The following is an 18,088-nucleotide window of genomic DNA, read 5'->3' on the forward strand; positions in this document are numbered from 1 at the left end:
GGAGGTGAATTATGAAAAGAAGGAATATGGTTCAGCGTTGGTGGGATCGACGATCATCGGAGGGAAGCTTATTATCTCCCCCACAGTGGTTGCTCGATCTTTTTGGCGTGTCTAATACAGCAAGTGGTGAAATTGTAACTGCTGATAGCGCACTTATGAACAGCAACGTTTATACTTGCGCATCTATCCTTGGTGGCGATGTAGGTAAACTTCCAATACAGGTTTTTAAGAAGCGTGGCGGGGGCATAGAGCGCGATAGTAGTCATCCAGTATCTAAATTGCTCGGAACACGATCTAATCCTTATATGAGCGCCTATACGTTTAAGGAGCTCATGCAAGTCCATGTCACGGTATGGGGAAACGGGTATGCAAACATCGAATGGGAAACAAGCGGGTCCAACAATGGTAAGCCTAAAGCCCTATGGCCTCTTGATCCTTCGAAGACAGACGTTCATATTGATACGCTAACAGGTCAGATATGGTATGTTACAACACTTCCAAACGGAGAAATGCGAAAGCTCAAGCACTGTGACGTGCTCCATTTTAAGGGGATTAGTAAAAGTGGGCTCAAAGGGATCACACCAATATCAGTTATACGTGAAGAGCTAGGAGTACAGCAATCGCAACGTAAGTTTCTAGGATCGTTCTATTCGAATGGAACCGCAACAAGAGGGATCTTAAAGATTCCAAATGGTACGCTCGACAAACCAGCCAAGGATAAAGCACGGGACGAATGGCAAAAAGCTAATTCCGGTCTGAACAATGCTCATCGTATTGCAATTTTGGATGCTGGCATGGAGTATCAGAATCTTGGGATGCCTCTGAATGACGCACAGTTCATTGAGACTAGTAAGTTCGGTATTATGGAAGTTGGGAAAATATATAAAGTGCCAGGTTACAAATTAGGGCTTACAGATGTGAAATTCAGTAACATGGAGAATCAATCACTTGAGTATGTTAAAAGCACACTACAGCCCATTTTCACCAACTGGGAGCAGGAATGCGACTATAAGTTATTCACTGAGTTGGAGAGAAAAATATATTATACCAAATACAATGTATCCGGTGAGCTTAGAGGTGATAGTACCAGCCGAGCTGCTTACTACAAGGAAATGATTGCGATGGGTGCTTATACGATCAACGAAGTACGAGAACTTGAAGAACGGGACAACATTGGGGATATGGGGGACAAGCACTTTGTCAGTTTGAACTATGTGAGTCTAGATAAGATGGACCAATACCAAATGCTTAAAGCTGGGATTAGCAAGGATTCACCAGAAGGGGGGTGATAGTAGTGAGTTTAGCTAAGGAAGTTCGTTATTTACATGCTGATAAAATGGAAGTTCGAAGTGGCACACAAGAAGGTGAAGTATTAGGGATTGATGGATACGTAGTTAAATTCAATCAGCGTAGTCAGCTCATATGGGGCGAGTTTTACGAACGTGTAGCTAAAGGAGCCTTTGCTCGTAGCTTGCAAGAGAATACGATTAAAGCCCTTTGGAACCATCGAACAGACTTTGTCCTTGGATCAACCAAAAACAGCACTCTACGACTTCAAGAAGATGAAGTAGGACTACGATTTGAATTGGACCTACCTAATAATAGTTGGGGGAGGGACGCTTTTGAATCGATCCAACGAGGAGATGTAGACGGTGTAAGCTTCGGCTTTAATGTTCGTCAGGATGCATGGCAGTATTTAAAAGAAGAAGATGTTTATGAACGAACGCTATTGGAAGTGAACTTATTTGAAGTTTCACCAACACCGTTTCCTGCCTATGCTGATAGTGAGGTTAATCAGCGTAGTATTGATCAATTAGGTATCACAACTAAAGAGCAACGCAAGCTAGGTAAAGAAATATTGTTATTCGAAATCGATCTGTTAGCCATCGGCTAGTATATCGATTTTTTTGTATCTAAAAAATATATTATTGGAGGCTATACCATGGACGAAAAAGAACGCGAGTTACGCCAGAAGTTGGCAGCAAAGTTAGAGGAAGCACGGAGTCTCGCAGGTGATGGTAAATTAGAGGAAGCACGGTCAGCGAAGGATGCAGCGCAGGCTTTACGTAGTCAAATCGACTTAATGGTAGAAATGCGTGAGTTGGATACACCAGGAGAGACTACGCCAGCGGAACCTGAGAAGCGTGAAGTTAATTCAGATAAAGACAATCAGTACAGAAGTGCTTTTCTGAAGGAACTTCGTAATAAGCCTCTTAATGCAGTGGAGCGCACACTCATTGAGGAGGCAGAAGCTGAGGTTCGCGCGGGTATGCAAGGTGGGGTCGGTGAAGATGGTGGTTTAACCGTTCCGCAAGATATTCAAACAATGATTCATGAAAAGAAACGTCAATTTGTGTCATTGGAAAATTACGTCACAGTCGAACCAGTATCAACTCGCTCGGGTACGCGTGTGATTGAAAAGAATGCAGACATCATAGCGTTTACGGAGATCACAGAGCTGACAGATCTCGATGATATGGATAATCCTAAATTTGCATCAATTTCATATGCTGTTAAGGATCGTGGAGGGATTTTACCTATGTCGAATTCGTTACTTCAAGATACCGACCAGAACCTTATGGAATACATTTCAAAATGGATTGCGAAGAAGTCAGTTATTACACGTAACAAACTGATTTTGACTTTGCTTGCTACGCTACCTAAAAAGGCAATTGCAGACTTGGATGCTATAAAGAAAGTATTGAATGTTGATCTGGATCCATCCATTTCGCTCAGTGCAATCATTCTTACAAATCAGGATGGATATAACTTCCTTGACCAACAAAAAGACTTGGATGGTCGCGCTCTTATGCAACCGGATCCTACACAACCAACTCAAAAGCTTTTATTTGGGAAGCCTGTTGTTGTCATTTCAAATCGTTGGTTGCCTACAACAGGGTCTGCAACGAAGAAAGCACCTATTATCGTTGGAGACTTAAAAGAAGCGATCGTACTCTTTGATCGTCAACAATATTCTATTGCATCAACAAATGTCGGAGGCAAATCATTTGGTAGAAATTCTACTGATGTTCGGGCAATCCAACGTGAAGACGTACAGAAGTTTGATGATGAAGCGGTTGTATACGGTGAATTAACAATCGTTTAGTAAAAAAAGGGGAGTAGTTCCCCTTCTAAAGGACTGGTGAATAATGCTAACGACCATCGAGCGATTTAAAAGCATACAACCGTATGATGATGGTAGCACGGACGATATGATCATGCTCCAGATATCAGCAGCATCGTCTAGGATTGAGCAACATTGCAAGCGGTCATTCAAGAAGCAGAGCTATTCTGAACGTGTCAGTGGATATCATAATTCAAAGTATATCAATCTTCGTAATTACCCCATTGATAGCATTTCAGAGATGAATGTAGAGGGGTATGAAATACTTGATGAAGGTCGTATTTATCATTCCCATGGTTGGCCACAAGGAGATCACAACATTAAAGTCACCTATGTGGGAGGGTATATACTACCCACTGATGGAACAGTTGACAAGCCAAGGACCTTGCCAGAACCGTTGGAGTTGGCTTGTCTGTTATATGTTCAATCACTCATGCGTACTCCAGGTATTAAGTCCGAGCGAGTGGGTGATATATCCGTTGGCTATTCGGATGATAGTGATAGCTTACCACCTGCAGTAGCTTCTCTGATTTCTCCCTATGTTGGGCGGTGGGTATAAATGGCTAGAACTCGAAGTAGGAAAGCGAATGTAACGATTACTGAATCTGATTTTCTACCAGACCTTTTAGAACGTATAAGGGGATTGAGTAAAAATGAGGTTCATATTGGTATGCAGGGTAATGCTGAGTTAGCCATGGTTGCAGCAGTGCATGAATTTGGATCTGCAAAAATGAAGATTCCAGCTCGTTCCCCGTTTAGGATTGGTAAAAAGAGAGCTAGTGCCGCAATTTCTAAGGTGGCAAGAGTGGGAGTTAATCAAGTAGCCCGTGGAGAAGGAACGGCTGAAGCATTATTTGAACAGATTGGCGTTGTTGGACAGGATAAAGTTAGAAAAAGCTTTAACCGTATTACAACACCAGCATTGTCTATTAATTATTTGCATTTCAAAGAAGGAAATAAAATTCTCATTGATGATGCAGAGCTTCGGGATTCCGTTACACATGTGGTGGTGCCGAAATGATGAACATTAAATTCGCGGGGATGATGAGAAAATACAATCGACCTTATGTATTAGTTAGAAAGGCTAAAGGACATCACGATGAACGTGGTGACTGGCAATCAGAAGAACCGGATCGAGTCACATTACAAGGTCATATACAGCCTGTAAGCATCAAGATGCAACAAGCAGAGGGTGGAAGGTATGATGAAGAGGATCGTACCTTATACGCCACTTACAGTCATCATACAGGTGATTTGATCGAGTACATGGGTAAACAGTACACCGTGGATACAGCTGAACAGCGTGATTACTCTGATATTAATAATTATATGTTAAAGAAGGTGATCATCCATGATCCCGTATGATGATATCCGATTGCTGATTGCGAGTGGGCTTGCTAAACATACAGGGAATCCGGTCATAAATCTAAACTCTGGTGGGGATATGCCCCAAGGTCCTTTCCTCACATATGACTTCCCAAGTCTTCTTGAAGGAGATAGGGGATTTCCTGTAGTGACTCAAGTCGGAGATAAACAAATATCTACGGAGACTGTGCATTTCACGGTCTCTTTTTTGTCTTATGCCCCCTTTGTGTCAGACAGTGTGAAGAATGCCATGTTAGCAAGGGATTGGTTCAAAGGTAATGGTCGACTACCACTAAAAAACATGAATGTCGTTTTGGTTGAATTGGGTGCTGTTACAAATCGTGATGTAAAAATAGGTAATGAGTCGGAACGTAGGCAAGGGTTTGATGTTGAACTACGTACACTGGATATTGTTGAGTTTGACTTGGAATGGATCGATAAAATTAATATTTAAAGGAGTTGAGGATATTGTCAGTACAAAACGACGTTACAGTAACGATTGATATACAGCGTCCAACCCCTAAACTTGGCTTTGGTAAACCGTTAATTATTGGATCAAGTGCGAGTGGTATGGATTACAAATCATATTCTGATTTGGATGCTGTGAAGGCAGACTTTGCTGAGAGTACAGAGATATATTTAGCTGCACGCGCACTCTTGAGTCAAGGAGACAATTCTCCTGCTGAGATTGCCGTCATGCTATATAAAACGACAGGTGAAACACTTGAGGATTTGATAGGAAAGATTTTTTTGAAGGATTGGTATTTCCTGATCTCTACGAGCAGCACTATAGCCAATATTACAACTATAGCTGATGCTATAGAGCTGAACGGAACAAGAATGTTCTTCGCTAGTTCAAGTAATAAAGCGAATTTGGCAACGATCAAAGCTAAGAAATATAAGAGGACAGCAGTTATCTATCATACAACTACGGATAACTACCCAGAAGCAGCATGGATCAGTAGAGTTGGAACTATTCAGCCAGGCGGAGTAACTTGGAAATTCAAAACACTTCAAGGAATCAAACCAATGGATATCGATACAACAGAAATGAAAGCTATCCATGAGCTTGGAGCAAACACTTATGTGACTAAAGCTGGTGACGATCAGACAAGTGAAGGGATGACGGTTAGTGGTGAATACATTGACCTCATTCATTCGCAAGACTACATTACTCAATCTATTGAATTCGCCGTTCAGAAGCTTTTTAATCGGTCTGATAAGGTTAGTTATGATAATAACGGAATCGCTCAAATTGAGGGGGAAGTCAAAACGATCCTTAGACGTGCAGATCTGAACAGAATGATCGCTCATGATGACGACGGACTACCGATCTATAGTACAACTTTTAAACCTCGTTCCCAAGTAGATCCAGCGGATCGGGAGAAGCGAGAATACAATGACGGAAAATTCTCCTTTGAGTTAGCAGGAGCGATTCATAAAACTAAAATTAGCGGTGTTATTAAGCTATAAGGAGGAGTAATCATGGCTGGTGGAACAACGTATGATCCGATGGACCTTACGGTCACAGTCGGAGGTGTCTATCTAACAGGATTTTCAGAGGATATGGCAGAGTTTGAAAAAGACGAAGATAACTGGGAGGTAAAGGTGGGAGGACAAGGAGATGTGGTGCGCTCAAAAGTTAACAACCCACTCGCAACACTGAAAGTAACCCTATTACCAACAAGTCCACAGGTTGCACACTTGGATAAGTTAGCAAACACAGGCCAGTTGGTTTCTGTCTCACTTATTTACAATGGTTCTCCTAAAGAGTCCATTACCATAACAGAGGCATTTATCAAAAAGCCCGCAGCTCGTACTTACGGGAATGAAGCAGAGGATCGAGAATATGAATTTCAATGCTTAGACGCAGAAGTAAACTAAACCAAACTAAAGGGGATAATTAAATCATGGGAAACTTTAAACAAAAGAAATTCACATCCAAAACTAAAGAGGCTGAATATACATTTCAGCATCCAGGAGTACGTACGGTTTCAAAAATCAAAGATGCAGCAATGAACAAACACGGTGTTGTTCTTGAAGAACGATTAGCTGAAGAAGTCCTGAAACACGTTATTGTGAGTCCGAAAATGAAGATTGATGACTTTGATGATTATAAAGAATATACCGAAGTCATTAATGCGGCTTATGCGTTCATCTCAGGGCAAGACGATGATGAGGATGGTGCAGGGGATGACAATCAACAAAGCGGAAGCAAAGAAGAGAGCTAGAAGTAACTGGTCCATGTGGCGGTTGCTATTATCCGATATGAAGGTTTCTTATAGTGACCTGGACAAGATGGATAACGACGATCTTGCAGAAGCAAACGCGGCATTAGACATACACCTTGATGCTCAGAATAAAGAAATGAACAAGAAGTAGGCGCCTTTATTGGCGCTTTTTTTGTTGTTATGTAGGAGGTGAACATGTGGGCGTAATTGGTAATTTAATGTTTGCTGTAGGGTTTAAAGTAGGAACAGATGCGTTAAAAAGTGCAGATAAACAAGTATCAGGATTAAAGAAAGGGGTCCTTGCATTTGGCGCTGCTGGGCTTGCGGCAATGGGAACTTTCGCTATAGCAACAATGAACTCAGCGGCTAATTTTGAGAGTGCAATGGGTAAGGTGCAGGGTGCCACAGGACAAACGGCAGAACAAATGGAAGCAACTCGATCAGTAGCCGAGTCTTTGTATAGTAAAAACTTTGGGGATGATTGGGATGATCTTGGGAGTGCGATTGCGACAACCAATCAGATTACAAAGCAAACAGGTGATGAATTAGAGAAGACAACAAAGAACGCCTTACTCTTAAAAGAAGCTTATGGGTATGAAATTGCGGAATCTGTTAAGACCGCAGATACGATGATGAAAACCTTTGGTGCCACATCCGAACAATCTATGAACCTATTGGCACAAGGTACGCAAAACGGGCTAGATAAATCGGGGGATCTCTTAGATACAGCGAATGAATACTCCAATCACTTTAAATCACTAGGCTTCACTGTAGATGGTATGTTCGATACATTGGCAGCAGGATCACAAAACGGAGCATTTTCAGTTGATAAAGTAGGGGATGCAGTAAAAGAATTCAACATAAGGTCAAAGGATGGTTCCAAAACATCTACCGAAGCTTTTCAAATGTTGGGCTTAGATGCGGATAAGATGTTTAGTACATTTGCGGCCGGTGGACCAACAGCTCAAAAATCATTTACGAAAGTCATGCAAATGATATCCGATATTGAAGATCCTGTAGCTAGGAATACAGTTGGTGTTGCCTTGATGGGTTCGCAATTTGAGGATTTGGAAAGTGATGTGATTGGCGCCTTAGGGACAGTCAAAAGCCAATTTGATAGTACTAAAAATACCATGGGAGAGCTTGAAAAAATCAAGTTTAACAAACCCATGGAAGCGTTCAAAATGTTTGGGCGACAGATCGAGACTGGCTTGCTAAACCCCGTGGGGCAAAAATTACTTCCGGCACTAAACGGATTTGGACAATGGCTATCTGATCACCAACCACAGATTAAAGCGGTGGGCGATACAATAGGCAACACCTTGGGTGCGGGTATTGAGATCGTAAGTGGGTGGATTCAGAAAGCTATCCCATACCTTAAGGAATTTGGAACACAAGCCAAAATTGTGTTTGACCAGGCTGTGGTTGTTGTCAAAGATCTCTGGGCGGCGATAGAGCCTGTTGCTGTATTAATCGGTGAGCAGCTACTTGCAGCAGCACGTGATTTATGGCCACAGATTCAAAGTATTGGTACTTATGTTGGTGAAGTGACTAGTGCATTCGTTTCATGGGAGGGGTTCATACCTCTTGTGGCTGGATTGGCTACGGCATTTGGAGCATATAAGACGATTGTAGGGCTATCTGTTCTCAAAACCAAGGCTCTTACTTTAGCAACAAAGATACAAACCATGTGGTCAAATCGTGCGGCTCTTGCAACGAAAGCATGGAATATCGTGATGAGTCTTAACCCTATTGGTATTGTAATTGCTGCTATTATAGGTCTCGGTGTAGCACTAGTGATTGCTTATAAAAAGTCAGAAACATTTAGGAATATCGTTAACAAGGCATGGGGTGCGGTTAAAACAGCCTTTGCAGCTACAATGGATTTCTTTAAGGTAACAGTTCCAGCGATCTTTAATGGTATTGTTAATTTCTTCAAAACGTGGGGGTTGACGATCCTTGTTGTTCTTGGGGGACCGATTGTATGGGTGGTAGCTCTCATTATTAAGTATTGGGATCAAATCAAATCCTTTACAGTCGCTGTTTTTACAGGTATATGGAGTTGGCTAGTAGGGATTTGGACAAGTATCACAAGCAGTATATCCGGTGCCGTGTCAGGAATATGGAACAAGATCACGGGGGTATGGAATCAGGTCAGATCGACAACTTCATCGATCTTTACAGGGATTTGGACTTTTCTAACTAATATATGGAAAAATATTTTAACTAGCGTAACCAGTTCCGTAACGAATATTTGGAATAAGATAAAAGGGATTTGGGACAAGATAACTGGATTTCTTAAAGGGATCAACCTTTTTGACATCGGTAAGAACATCATCGAGGGTATGATCAACGGTATTGGATCGATGGCAAATGCTGTAGTGGATAAGGTCAAAGCCATAGGAAATGGAATCACGGATAAGATAAAAGGTATTTTAGGCATTCATTCACCATCCCGCGTGATGATGGAGCTTGGGATGTATACAGGTGAAGGATTGGCGTTAGGTATCGAAGGTACTCAAGATCGTGTGGGTCAAACATCCGCAGGATTAGCCGATGAGGTCACAAATAATCAAAATGTTACTTCACCATCCCCTGCAACTCTTGCACCTGCAAGAGCTAATCAGGGTGGAGGCATAAACATTACATTAACTGTACCTGTAACGATTCAAGGTGGAGGATCTCAAAATACACAGCAAGACGCGCAGAACCTTGGTTTGCTCGTGGCTCAGGAAGTGCAAAAGATTTTAGAGAGTGTATTACGCCGCAATGGATTGGAGGCAACAAGCTAATGGCAACCCTTAACGGTGTGTATATCTTAGTTGAGGATGAAAGCCCTAGTTTTGAAGTGGATATTACAGATCAACCCGTTGAGAAGGATGTTAATTTGAGCGATCACGTTCAACGAAAGGCACGGACACTTTCTCTTAGTGGTGTAATTGTTGGTGACAGTGCAGCGAAGACAAAGGAAATGATTATTAAGTTGCAAGACAAAGGGGAAATAGTTAAATACAGTGGGAGAACAACTTTCACTGGTTTGTTATCAGGATTTTCTTCTAATCATACGAATGAAATTGCGAATGGTCTTTCATTTTCATTGACCATGAAGGAAGTTCGTATTGCAACGTCTTCCTTTGTTAAGAGTCTACCAATTCCTATCAAAGCTCAGGTCGCTAAAATTGTGAATTCAGGTGTAAAGCAGACTAAAGACAAAGGTAAAGGTAAAGGTAAAGGTAAAGGCAAGGGTAAAGACAAAGGAAAAGGCAAAGGAAAAGGCAAAGATAAAACAATTCAGAAGGTTAAGTTCAAAAAGGGTAGCCCTTGGGCTATGTAGTTAGAAGGAGGGCATATGAAGTATATCGATATCGAAAAGAACCTGATCCCTTATCGGTTTGATATTTCATTAGCAGATGAGATGTTCACGTTAGAAGTTCATTTTAATGAAGAACGCGATTTTTTTACCGTGGATCTGGAACGGGATGGGGAAATATTAGTTGTTGGGGAAAAGATCGTATACTCTGTGCCACTCTTTTTTGATGTCATGGATAATCGATTTCCAAAGGTGTCAATTGTACCCTATGATGAGTCAGAAAATAGTATAGCGGTGACTTGGGAAACACTCTCGGAGAGTGTTTTTTTATATGTTGTTGCAGAGGATGATGACGATGATACGTAACTTTGGTAGAGTCGCGGAAGTGATGACTTCAAATCTTAAATTTTCTATGGATCGGTATAACATTGAAGCTACAGTACCTTTTGATAATGACACCTTACCCAATGAAAGTGAAATAAAAATATGGAACCTAGCGGATACAACCATAAACAACATCAAGCGCGGAAAAGTGCTAATGATGAATGCTGGATATGTTGGGGATGTAGGCTTGATCCTACATGGCTACATATCTAAAGTACAGACAAAGTGGGAGGGCATGGATAAAATCACCTCTGTATTTGTAATGGATAGTGAAGATTTATCTAAGCGTGTCGTAAAAGAGATTGCATATGCTAAAAATACGTTAGCCAGTTATATCATTAAGCAAATGGCAACCTATATAGGATTACCGATTGCACAAATGGAACTCTATCAAGATTACCGCTATCAAGATGGTTATACCGCAAGTGGTGCGGTAACTGAGATCATTGCAAAGGTATCTAAAGATTGTGGTACGTCTGTTTATATAAATAAAAATAAACTGTATGTTCGAAATTTACGGCGTGGCGGCGATAGTGTATTTAGCTTATCGAAGTCAACAGGGTTGATCGGAGCGCCTGAAAGGTTTGAGGATAGCAACGTGAAAGGATATAACTTAAAGTCACAGCTACAGTACCGTATTACAACGGCATCCGTTGTTGATCTAACGAGTGTGGCATTCACTGGACGTGTACATGTGCGCAGTGGTAGTCATAGGATTACTCGGACTGGGGATTTCACCACAGAAATGGAGGCGGTTATGTGAAAAATGATCCAGCGTCCACATTATCTCAAGTCATTAGCTCGATGGTACTACAATATGCAGGTGGTATCCATGTTGGGTTTCCTTGTCGTGTGATTAGCTTCAATGAGTCAACCTGTAGAGCTGATTTACAACCCCTTATCAAATCATCAGATACTAATCCAGCAATGATTCAGAATGTTCCCGCATTAGGACATAGATATAAAATAAACGGGTCTGAATCTGTGTGTACTCCCTTTCTAAAGGTGGGTGACACAGTATTTGTCGTATGTGCAGACAACGAAATTAAGAATGCATTAACGGGGTCCGTTGCGTCAGCAGATACAAGCCGCACCCATGATGTGAATGACGCGGTCATCGTGGGGGTGTTACCTTGCAGTCTTTAAAGTTAGATGGAACGGGCGATCTAATGTTCGATGCTACAGGAGGGTTGGTGCTAGTTGAAGGAACTGAAGAAGTAGCCCAATGTTGTCAAATTGGGATCGGCACAAACAAAGGTGAATGGTTCCTGAATCCAAGCATGGGGATCACATTTTCTTTATTTCTAGGCAAAAAGGTAAATGAGGAAGAAATGCGTTCTGAACTGATTGAAGGTATATTGCAAGATGAACGTATTCAGTCTGTGGATAGCGTTGATTTCTTAATCCATGCGAGGGAAAGAACCATGTTGGTATCATTTGTTGCTACAAGTACAAAGGGCGATTTGATACAAGTAGAAGAGGTGAATATAGGTGCTGGATAAGACAGGGTTTAAACGTAAACGATTTGATGATTTGTTTGGAGAAATGGAGGACAAGTCCAAAGAGACTTTTGGAGATAAAATAAACACCTCAGAACGTTCACCCCTTGGGATCATTTTGCGAATATTCGCATGGTTTCTTTCTAATCTGTGGGGAACAGCAGAAGATGTCTATAACAGCAGCTATATAAATAGCGCAGAAGGTAACAGCTTAGACCGCTTAGGACCACATGTAGGTATTACACGAGTACTCGACCAATATTCAGTAGGAACGATTCTATTAACGGGTACGCCCGGCGCTTCTATACTAGAAGGGTTTCAGGTGGTGACAGAAACACAAATTTACTTTGAGACTTTAGAAGATGCAATATTTGATAGTATGGGCAAGGTATCTGTCCCAATCGAGGCTATTGAGTCGGGACAATCCAGTAATGTAGCGAGTGGGGCTATTTCGGTTATAGTGAATCCTAATCCTGATGTTACAGGAGTTACAAATCTACAGCCAACGACATCTGGACGCGAGAAAATGACGGATGCCGAATTTCGAGATTTATTTACTCAGTCGGTTGCTGGTGGTGGTGCGGCAACGATCGATGCAATTATAGGTGCATTATTAAGTGTTGACTCGGTTAGATCGGCAACAGTCATACAGAATTTTTCATCCATTACAGACGCTTCGGGTCGTCCTCCACATAGTTACCAAGCTTATGTACTAGGAGGTAGAGATGAGGATGTTGCTCAAGCCATATTCTCAACAGGTGCAGGTGGAATTGAGTCGTATGGTGATATCGTAAAATCAGTTAAGGACATAGGTGGTTTCGATCATGAGGTGAAATTTAGTCGTGCGGAGGAAGTTGCTCTTAAGGTGTCGGTAGATATTACTAAAAATGAACAGTATCCAGCGAATGGGGACGATCTGATTCGTTCCGCGATAGTCCTTTATATTGGTGGGGAAGATGGCGGGAGTTACTACAATGGATTGTCTATGGGGTCGCCTGTAGTCTATAAGAAAATAATTGGTGCCGTGAGTAAAATTGATGGAATTGAAGATTTTACCTTAAAGATAGGCAAGAATAATATCCTAGTTGAAGGCAATATCACATTAGAACGTTATCAAGTCGCTCAGACCCGAACAGTGGATATTGAGGTAAATAGTCATGTTTAGTTTAAAAGATATGTTGTCTCGGTTTACGGATGCCTTTAATAAAAATCCATACAGCAATATTGGTAAATTAATAGGTATTTTGCATGGGCAAATGAATGACTTAGACAGCGCCTTAGTAAAGGTTCGTGATTGGCGAAGCATTGACATAGCCCAAGGAACGACGTTGGACCGCATCGGACAGAATGTAATACAACCACGAGGGGCGGCGACAGATGAGGTATACAGAGTGCTTTTAAAATCAAAAATTGCTCGTAACTTATCAAAAACAGATATTAACACGATCATCCGCGTACTTGCTTTAGCTCTGAATTGTGATTTTGCGGATATTCGCATTCAAGAGAAATTCAGTGCTGTTATAGATCCAGAACCAGCGGCACTCTCTTTAATCAGAGTGCCAATTAAAAGGTTGAATGAGGTTGGCATGTCACCTAGACAGTTTGCACAGATCATTCAAAAGACAGTGGCAGCCGGAGTGAAAGTTGCTCAGATCGAATTAGCGGGGACATTCAGGTTATCCCCTGTTTATGAACAGCTTAGAAATGATTCCGTTGGTCTCGGAAATATAGAAATGACACTGGGTGGTACTTTGGGTGAAGTATATGTTGCAGGCGACGATTATGGATTACCGATATAGGAGGCGAATAAATTGTCATATGAAAAAATAGCACCTGATTGGAAAGCAAAAGGGATTGAACCACCACAATCCAAGCGTGAGACAGGCTGGGAAGTTGAAGACAGACCACCTGCAGCATGGTTGAATTGGTTTATGAATTTAACGGCTGAATCTCTGCATGAATTGCAGACAAAGGCAGCAGAGAAGACTTATGTGGATGAACAGATACGCGAAGCTATTAGCGACATTGGGGTTACAACAGAAAAAGTAAATACAATAACTCCTAAACTTGTAATCGATACTCCAGGGACCTATCCAATCGGCATTACCGCATTTAGTTTATCTATTACATTGGCCGATCCTTGGAAAATAGCTACGGGCCACGTTGGCACAGATACCGCATTAGTACAAACGGTAAAGATATCGAGTGATTATCTTATTGTGCAACGAATCACGTTTGACAATGGTGGAACAGGAATCAGAGCTGTTTATGAGCGTAGTTCTCAAGCAAACAACGCTTGGAAAGGAGCATGGGTAAAGGTTGTTTCGCGTAGCGAATTCGAAACTCTGCAAGAAATCGTTGTGTCGCATAAGGCGGACAATGCAAAGCAAGTACCTCACTTAGGTACTACTACAAATTTAGGTAATGCCTATAGCGTTACAACCACGGAAACCATAGCCGCTAATCAAAAGTTTACAGTAAAGGTCAACGCAGCATCTACTGGTGTCGCAACACTCAACGTATCATCCATAGGTAGTGCAAAGGGGATCAAGAAACCAGGTGGTACGGACGCGACTCTTAAAGTAGGGGTATATACGGTTTTTTGGGATGGAACGTCTTTTCAGTTATTGGGTGAAGGGGGTGAATATGGAACAGCGATAGCTTCTCAAGTGTTATCACCTCATACTATTGGCACAGAAAATGGAATTGTAACAGGGACTATGCCCGATAGAGGGTTGTTTAATTTAGCGTTAGGCGCAAGTGTACCCGCAGGGTATTATTCGGGAGGAAATGCGCCTTCAGGTAAAAAATTTGCATCAGGGGTTGTTAATTCATCGGCAGACACAAAATATTTTTATCGGGCAGGATTAGGTGATCTGCAATCGGAGTCATATATTATGGTTTCCGGGCTTACTTTTAAACCTAGTCTTATATTCTTTATACCATCTAGAGAGTCCCAATACGCTTATCACGGTGCATATCATGAGTCTTTTATCGATCCAGCGGATAATAGTAAGGTATCAGTATCAGGGAGTAGCGCATGGCGAGTATCATATAGCTCTTATGTCAATGCAACAGGATTCACATTACCGATTAGAAGTGGTCTTAATGGGGCTTTTAATTGGTACGCATTTGAGTAATTTAAATGAGGAGGTTTTATAAATGCATACGTTAGTGATATATGATGGTACAGGCTATATAATTTCTCAAATGAATGGTGATGTCAGAGAACCGATTGGACTACCTTTTTTATGGATTGAGGTGCCCGAAAAGAAAAGACTTGTGTCGGTAGATGTTTCGGTCACACCCAATGTCCCAATCTTTGAGGATGTGCCACTGACTGAGATTGAACAATTGCGACTTGAAACCGCCCAAGGTAACGCCGAACTATTTGAAATGGTGCTGTTATTGACGGGAGGTGTGGCATAATGTTTACCGAAAATAGCAAGTTAGTAAAGGATTATGCGTTGCTTATTCAAAATGGTTTGAAAACGATTAACGATGTGCCAAACTTCCAAAACTTGCGTGAGGTCGTTTCAAATGTTCTCACTGATTAAGCTATTCATACTACAAACAAAGGAGTTTTTAAAAATGACATTCACAGTAAATAGTTCAATTGTTAAATCATACGCACTATTAATTCTTGCGGAGAAATATACAATTGATGAAGTTCCAAACGTAGGCAATTTGCGAGTAACTGTTATTGAAATTCTAACCACTTAATGAGCAAACGGATGATTATACGCAACATCAACAGCACCCATCAAGGTGTTTTTATTTTGCCCTCATAACTATATGGGGGCTATTTATTTTGAACAGGGGGAAATGAAATGGAGAGATTGGATTTGTTTTTAAAGTGGGGAATAGCACTTGTAGGATCTGCAGGAACTTATCTATTAGGTGGGTGGTCTGAATTGATATCATTTTTTCTTTTTGCGATTGTGATCGATTATGTGACCGGAATTTTTGCTTCATTAAAAGAAGGTAAGGGCCTTAGTAGCAATGTTGGATTTTGGGGGATTGCTAAAAAGGGGCTTATGCTACTAGTTGTGATATTGGCACACAGGCTAGATGTCTTGATGGGTACTAATGTGATCATGATAGGATCCATTTATTTTTATCTTGCTAATGAGCTTATATCTGTAACAGAGAATTATGGACGGCTTGGATTACCTATGCCTAACTGGATCAGGGAGATTATAGCTATCTTTAAGCAAAAAGGTGGCGAACAGAAATGATCAAAAAAGGTAACTATCTATTACTTGAGTGTGGTGAATTTCGTAATTGGTTAAGCGATCAAAGAATCACGAGAACCATCAATAAGCTTCAAGTCCATCATACGGCCAGTCCAAATTATACTACGAGAAAAATGGTGATGGGTATTGCTCAACAGGATCACTTTAAGTGCTTGGAAGGCATGAGAGACTTTCATATTAATACTAACGGGTGGTCTGCCACCGGTCAGAATATCACAGTATTTGAAGACGGAAAGATTGCAATTAGTTTGGATCGAGACTTGAGTAAGGTTCCAGCTGGTATGGCTGGAGCTAATACAGGGATGTTGTGTGTTGAGATCATAGGCAACTTTGATAAAGGTGGGGACAAGATTACAGCGGCACAGAAACAAGCTGTTATCCACTTATACGCATGTTTAGTTGAGAGGTTTAAGATGCCCATCGACACGGACCATATCGTTTATCACGCTTGGTATACAAGTAAAGGGTTAAGGCTTAATGATTACACACATGGCAAATCAAGCAAATCATGTCCAGGTACAAACTTCTGGGGAGATGGAAATACAATCGCTTCCGCTAAGAATAGTTTTCTACCCATGATCAAAGCTGAATTAGATGGATTAGGAAAGGAAGAACCAAAGATGAAAAAAGTAGATGCAAATAAAATTATTGACACTTACCTAAAGCCCGCATATGCCGTGGCTAAGACACCGGCGGAACGTAAAGATGTTGGGCGGTTGGCTGATGAGCTACGTATAGCTTCAGGACAGTCAAAACAAAACGGATAATCAAATTCGTAAGCGCTTGGGAATTTGAATAACAAGCCTTGTTGGATAGATAGAAAAAGGCACCTCTAGAAGTTCGTCTCTTGACCCAATGGTCATCCGATAGCTTCTAAGAGGTGCCTTTTTTTGTTTCTATTTAAGTTCGAGCTTTACTGAATATTCCTTCCGTTTTGCATCCATCTGCATACCATCACCTTCTGTGACGTACCATTTCATTTTGATCCATTTGATATCTGCCGCATGACCGCGTTGTAAGGAAAATATTACGTTTCCTTGTTTAATTACACCTTCTTCCAACTCGCCGCCAAGATGATCTGAATAAAACATATCGGCACTGATCTGCTCGCCAGTAGAGGTAACGAGTTCAGCTTGATCGGGATAGGTAGTATATATATTTTCTGTCGTATTTTCGATCTTCATTACTACGCCGACTGCTGAGGCTGTTGGATCATCTTTATTTCCATCCTTAGGTACTTTATCCGAAACAACGACTTTTTCTATCGTAGATATTATCCCATTAAAATCATCTGACCAAGTTGTATCATTGTAGTAAGTCCAAATGTCCTCGACCTTTTCCTCAGGCACTACCGGTTCTTTTTCAGACACCTTTCCCGCCTCTGGTGTAGCAGTTTGATCTTCTACTTTAGCTTGGACCGGGTTTTCATTTTTAATTGCAGTCTTTTCTGAACTACATCCAGCTAACATGGTAATAGCAGCGATAGCAAGTATCGCAAGTTTAAATGATTTTTTCAACTTAAATTCCCCCAATATCTGATAATAAATGACTTTACCATTCTATCAGCACTAGGTAAATATATCCACAAATCTACTTGAATAGTTTCTTGATCACCTTGAAGATATCAAACGTGGTTTTGTTGTATACCTTGTTATATACAGCCTTCTTGGGACTTCTCAGCCATCCATAGCCCCTTGGCATCTTTAGCCCAGCACGATGGACGATTTGCCTCTTAATGCTTGTACGTGCTGCTATACGTTTCTTTAGGCTAGGCTTACGCATTCCGAATTTCATATGGATTTCAACTCCTTTAATTTCACTGCTATCTATTAGTGGTTATCCGCGACCATCCCGACATAAGTCGGTAGGTTTCGTCCTTCACTGTTACGGACTCATCAGGCGGGTGAATTTCAGGTAGT

General features: G+C 41.3%; 27 protein-coding genes. 25 read left to right on the forward strand and 2 right to left on the reverse strand.

Annotated elements, in window-relative coordinates:
- Positions 1 to 11: 11 nt before the first annotated feature.
- From BW961_RS07205 to BW961_RS07310, 25 genes are all read left to right on the forward strand, one after another.
- Positions 12 to 1,289 (forward strand): phage portal protein, encoded by a 1,278-nt coding sequence (locus BW961_RS07205; protein WP_082867393.1) that lies wholly within the window; start codon positions 12 to 14, stop codon positions 1,287 to 1,289.
- A gap of 5 nt (positions 1,290 to 1,294) precedes the next feature.
- Positions 1,295 to 1,894 carry an HK97 family phage prohead protease gene (locus BW961_RS07210; RefSeq protein WP_244555893.1) on the forward strand — a complete coding sequence of 200 codons (600 nt, stop codon included), beginning with the start codon at positions 1,295 to 1,297 and terminating at the stop codon, positions 1,892 to 1,894.
- A 48-nt stretch (positions 1,895 to 1,942) separates the two neighbouring features.
- The gene (locus BW961_RS07215) at positions 1,943 to 3,106 is read left to right on the forward strand and encodes a phage major capsid protein (RefSeq protein ID WP_068582774.1); all 1,164 of its coding nucleotides are present in this window, start codon (positions 1,943 to 1,945) and stop codon (positions 3,104 to 3,106) included.
- Positions 3,107 to 3,149: 43 nt separating this feature from the next.
- A complete protein-coding gene (locus BW961_RS07220) occupies positions 3,150 to 3,683 on the forward strand; it encodes a head-tail connector protein (RefSeq protein WP_068582777.1) in 534 nt (177 codons plus the stop codon).
- Entirely contained in the window at positions 3,684 to 4,145 is a 462-nt protein-coding gene (locus BW961_RS07225) for a phage virion morphogenesis protein (protein ID WP_068582780.1), read from the forward strand. It begins immediately after the preceding gene.
- Positions 4,142 to 4,489 (forward strand): hypothetical protein, encoded by a 348-nt coding sequence (locus BW961_RS07230; protein WP_068582783.1) that lies wholly within the window; start codon positions 4,142 to 4,144, stop codon positions 4,487 to 4,489. The genes BW961_RS07225 and BW961_RS07230 overlap by 4 nt, the downstream gene beginning before the upstream one ends.
- A complete protein-coding gene (locus BW961_RS07235; RefSeq protein ID WP_068582787.1) occupies positions 4,476 to 4,943 on the forward strand; it encodes a phage neck terminator protein in 468 nt (155 codons plus the stop codon). Before BW961_RS07230 ends, BW961_RS07235 begins: the two co-directional genes overlap by 14 nt.
- Positions 4,944 to 4,957: 14 nt before the next feature.
- Positions 4,958 to 5,962: a DUF3383 family protein gene (locus tag BW961_RS07240; protein ID WP_068582790.1), complete on the forward strand. Its 1,005-nt coding sequence runs from the start codon at positions 4,958 to 4,960 to the stop codon at positions 5,960 to 5,962.
- A 12-nt stretch (positions 5,963 to 5,974) separates the two neighbouring features.
- Positions 5,975 to 6,373, forward strand: coding sequence for a phage structural protein (locus BW961_RS07245; RefSeq protein ID WP_068582793.1), 399 nt, complete (start codon positions 5,975 to 5,977; stop codon positions 6,371 to 6,373).
- A gap of 26 nt (positions 6,374 to 6,399) precedes the next feature.
- Positions 6,400 to 6,720: a hypothetical protein gene (locus tag BW961_RS07250; RefSeq protein WP_068582796.1), complete on the forward strand. Its 321-nt coding sequence runs from the start codon at positions 6,400 to 6,402 to the stop codon at positions 6,718 to 6,720.
- Entirely contained in the window at positions 6,683 to 6,871 is a 189-nt protein-coding gene (locus tag BW961_RS29805; RefSeq protein ID WP_139331553.1) for a hypothetical protein, read from the forward strand. Before BW961_RS07250 ends, BW961_RS29805 begins: the two co-directional genes overlap by 38 nt.
- Positions 6,872 to 6,917: 46 nt before the next feature.
- The gene (locus BW961_RS07255; protein ID WP_068582800.1) at positions 6,918 to 9,512 is read left to right on the forward strand and encodes a phage tail tape measure protein; all 2,595 of its coding nucleotides are present in this window, start codon (positions 6,918 to 6,920) and stop codon (positions 9,510 to 9,512) included.
- A complete protein-coding gene (locus BW961_RS07260) occupies positions 9,512 to 10,054 on the forward strand; it encodes a phage baseplate protein (protein WP_068582803.1) in 543 nt (180 codons plus the stop codon). The genes BW961_RS07255 and BW961_RS07260 overlap by 1 nt, the downstream gene beginning before the upstream one ends.
- Positions 10,055 to 10,069: 15 nt before the next feature.
- The gene (locus tag BW961_RS07265; protein WP_068582807.1) at positions 10,070 to 10,396 is read left to right on the forward strand and encodes a phage baseplate plug family protein; all 327 of its coding nucleotides are present in this window, start codon (positions 10,070 to 10,072) and stop codon (positions 10,394 to 10,396) included.
- Positions 10,386 to 11,177: a phage protein gene (locus BW961_RS07270; protein ID WP_068582809.1), complete on the forward strand. Its 792-nt coding sequence runs from the start codon at positions 10,386 to 10,388 to the stop codon at positions 11,175 to 11,177. Before BW961_RS07265 ends, BW961_RS07270 begins: the two co-directional genes overlap by 11 nt.
- On the forward strand, positions 11,174 to 11,560 hold the full coding sequence (locus tag BW961_RS07275) for a Gp138 family membrane-puncturing spike protein (RefSeq protein ID WP_068582811.1): 387 nt from the start codon (positions 11,174 to 11,176) through the stop codon (positions 11,558 to 11,560). Before BW961_RS07270 ends, BW961_RS07275 begins: the two co-directional genes overlap by 4 nt.
- Positions 11,548 to 11,916, forward strand: coding sequence for a DUF2634 domain-containing protein (locus BW961_RS07280; RefSeq protein ID WP_068582817.1), 369 nt, complete (start codon positions 11,548 to 11,550; stop codon positions 11,914 to 11,916). Before BW961_RS07275 ends, BW961_RS07280 begins: the two co-directional genes overlap by 13 nt.
- A complete protein-coding gene (locus BW961_RS07285) occupies positions 11,906 to 13,078 on the forward strand; it encodes a baseplate J/gp47 family protein (protein ID WP_068582821.1) in 1,173 nt (390 codons plus the stop codon). The genes BW961_RS07280 and BW961_RS07285 overlap by 11 nt, the downstream gene beginning before the upstream one ends.
- Positions 13,071 to 13,712, forward strand: coding sequence for a hypothetical protein (locus BW961_RS07290; RefSeq protein ID WP_068582823.1), 642 nt, complete (start codon positions 13,071 to 13,073; stop codon positions 13,710 to 13,712). The genes BW961_RS07285 and BW961_RS07290 overlap by 8 nt, the downstream gene beginning before the upstream one ends.
- 12 nt (positions 13,713 to 13,724) lie before the next feature.
- Entirely contained in the window at positions 13,725 to 15,053 is a 1,329-nt protein-coding gene (locus tag BW961_RS07295) for a hypothetical protein (RefSeq protein WP_068582825.1), read from the forward strand.
- Positions 15,054 to 15,075: 22 nt separating this feature from the next.
- Positions 15,076 to 15,342, forward strand: a complete 267-nt coding sequence (locus BW961_RS07300) for a hypothetical protein (RefSeq protein WP_068582829.1) — start codon at positions 15,076 to 15,078, stop codon at positions 15,340 to 15,342.
- The gene (locus tag BW961_RS31530) at positions 15,342 to 15,470 is read left to right on the forward strand and encodes a hypothetical protein (protein WP_280175185.1); all 129 of its coding nucleotides are present in this window, start codon (positions 15,342 to 15,344) and stop codon (positions 15,468 to 15,470) included. Before BW961_RS07300 ends, BW961_RS31530 begins: the two co-directional genes overlap by 1 nt.
- A gap of 34 nt (positions 15,471 to 15,504) precedes the next feature.
- Positions 15,505 to 15,636, forward strand: a complete 132-nt coding sequence (locus tag BW961_RS31535) for a CD1375 family protein (RefSeq protein ID WP_280175186.1) — start codon at positions 15,505 to 15,507, stop codon at positions 15,634 to 15,636.
- A 107-nt stretch (positions 15,637 to 15,743) separates the two neighbouring features.
- Entirely contained in the window at positions 15,744 to 16,151 is a 408-nt protein-coding gene (locus BW961_RS07305; RefSeq protein ID WP_068582832.1) for a phage holin family protein, read from the forward strand.
- A complete protein-coding gene (locus tag BW961_RS07310) occupies positions 16,148 to 16,936 on the forward strand; it encodes a peptidoglycan recognition protein family protein (RefSeq protein WP_068582834.1) in 789 nt (262 codons plus the stop codon). The genes BW961_RS07305 and BW961_RS07310 overlap by 4 nt, the downstream gene beginning before the upstream one ends.
- A gap of 129 nt (positions 16,937 to 17,065) precedes the next feature.
- On the opposite strand, the gene BW961_RS07315 is transcribed toward BW961_RS07310, so the two are convergent.
- Both BW961_RS07315 and BW961_RS07320 read right to left on the reverse strand, forming a co-directional pair.
- Complete coding sequence (locus BW961_RS07315) at positions 17,066 to 17,686, reverse strand: hypothetical protein (RefSeq protein WP_068582836.1); 621 nt, start codon at positions 17,684 to 17,686, stop codon at positions 17,066 to 17,068.
- Between the two features lie 73 nt (positions 17,687 to 17,759).
- Positions 17,760 to 17,963: a hypothetical protein gene (locus BW961_RS07320; protein ID WP_068582840.1), complete on the reverse strand. Its 204-nt coding sequence runs from the start codon at positions 17,961 to 17,963 to the stop codon at positions 17,760 to 17,762.
- Positions 17,964 to 18,088: the final 125 nt, after the last annotated feature.

The organism is Paenibacillus macquariensis (assembly GCF_900156375.1).
GTDB lineage: Bacteria > Bacillota > Bacilli > Paenibacillales > Paenibacillaceae > Paenibacillus_AQ > Paenibacillus_AQ macquariensis.

Excerpts from the sequence above, each read along its gene's own strand:
- BW961_RS29805 (WP_139331553.1), top strand. The coding sequence starts at position 6,683 with ATGACAATCAACAAAGCGGAAGCAAAGAAGAGAGCTAGAAGTAACTGG.
- BW961_RS07215 (WP_068582774.1), top strand. The coding sequence starts at position 1,943 with ATGGACGAAAAAGAACGCGAGTTACGCCAGAAGTTGGCAGCAAAGTTA.
- BW961_RS07310 (WP_068582834.1), top strand. The coding sequence starts at position 16,148 with ATGATCAAAAAAGGTAACTATCTATTACTTGAGTGTGGTGAATTTCGT.
- BW961_RS31535 (WP_280175186.1), top strand. The coding sequence starts at position 15,505 with ATGACATTCACAGTAAATAGTTCAATTGTTAAATCATACGCACTATTA.
- BW961_RS07235 (WP_068582787.1), top strand. The coding sequence starts at position 4,476 with ATGATCCCGTATGATGATATCCGATTGCTGATTGCGAGTGGGCTTGCT.
- BW961_RS07265 (WP_068582807.1), top strand. The coding sequence starts at position 10,070 with ATGAAGTATATCGATATCGAAAAGAACCTGATCCCTTATCGGTTTGAT.
- BW961_RS07290 (WP_068582823.1), top strand. The coding sequence starts at position 13,071 with ATGTTTAGTTTAAAAGATATGTTGTCTCGGTTTACGGATGCCTTTAAT.
- BW961_RS07230 (WP_068582783.1), top strand. The coding sequence starts at position 4,142 with ATGATGAACATTAAATTCGCGGGGATGATGAGAAAATACAATCGACCT.
- BW961_RS31530 (WP_280175185.1), top strand. The coding sequence starts at position 15,342 with ATGTTTACCGAAAATAGCAAGTTAGTAAAGGATTATGCGTTGCTTATT.
- BW961_RS07250 (WP_068582796.1), top strand. The coding sequence starts at position 6,400 with ATGGGAAACTTTAAACAAAAGAAATTCACATCCAAAACTAAAGAGGCT.
- BW961_RS07245 (WP_068582793.1), top strand. The coding sequence starts at position 5,975 with ATGGCTGGTGGAACAACGTATGATCCGATGGACCTTACGGTCACAGTC.
- BW961_RS07205 (WP_082867393.1), top strand. The coding sequence starts at position 12 with ATGAAAAGAAGGAATATGGTTCAGCGTTGGTGGGATCGACGATCATCG.
- BW961_RS07220 (WP_068582777.1), top strand. The coding sequence starts at position 3,150 with ATGCTAACGACCATCGAGCGATTTAAAAGCATACAACCGTATGATGAT.
- BW961_RS07260 (WP_068582803.1), top strand. The coding sequence starts at position 9,512 with ATGGCAACCCTTAACGGTGTGTATATCTTAGTTGAGGATGAAAGCCCT.
- BW961_RS07320 (WP_068582840.1), bottom strand. The coding sequence starts at position 17,963 with ATGAAATTCGGAATGCGTAAGCCTAGCCTAAAGAAACGTATAGCAGCA.
- BW961_RS07270 (WP_068582809.1), top strand. The coding sequence starts at position 10,386 with ATGATACGTAACTTTGGTAGAGTCGCGGAAGTGATGACTTCAAATCTT.
- BW961_RS07225 (WP_068582780.1), top strand. The coding sequence starts at position 3,684 with ATGGCTAGAACTCGAAGTAGGAAAGCGAATGTAACGATTACTGAATCT.
- BW961_RS07300 (WP_068582829.1), top strand. The coding sequence starts at position 15,076 with ATGCATACGTTAGTGATATATGATGGTACAGGCTATATAATTTCTCAA.
- BW961_RS07305 (WP_068582832.1), top strand. The coding sequence starts at position 15,744 with ATGGAGAGATTGGATTTGTTTTTAAAGTGGGGAATAGCACTTGTAGGA.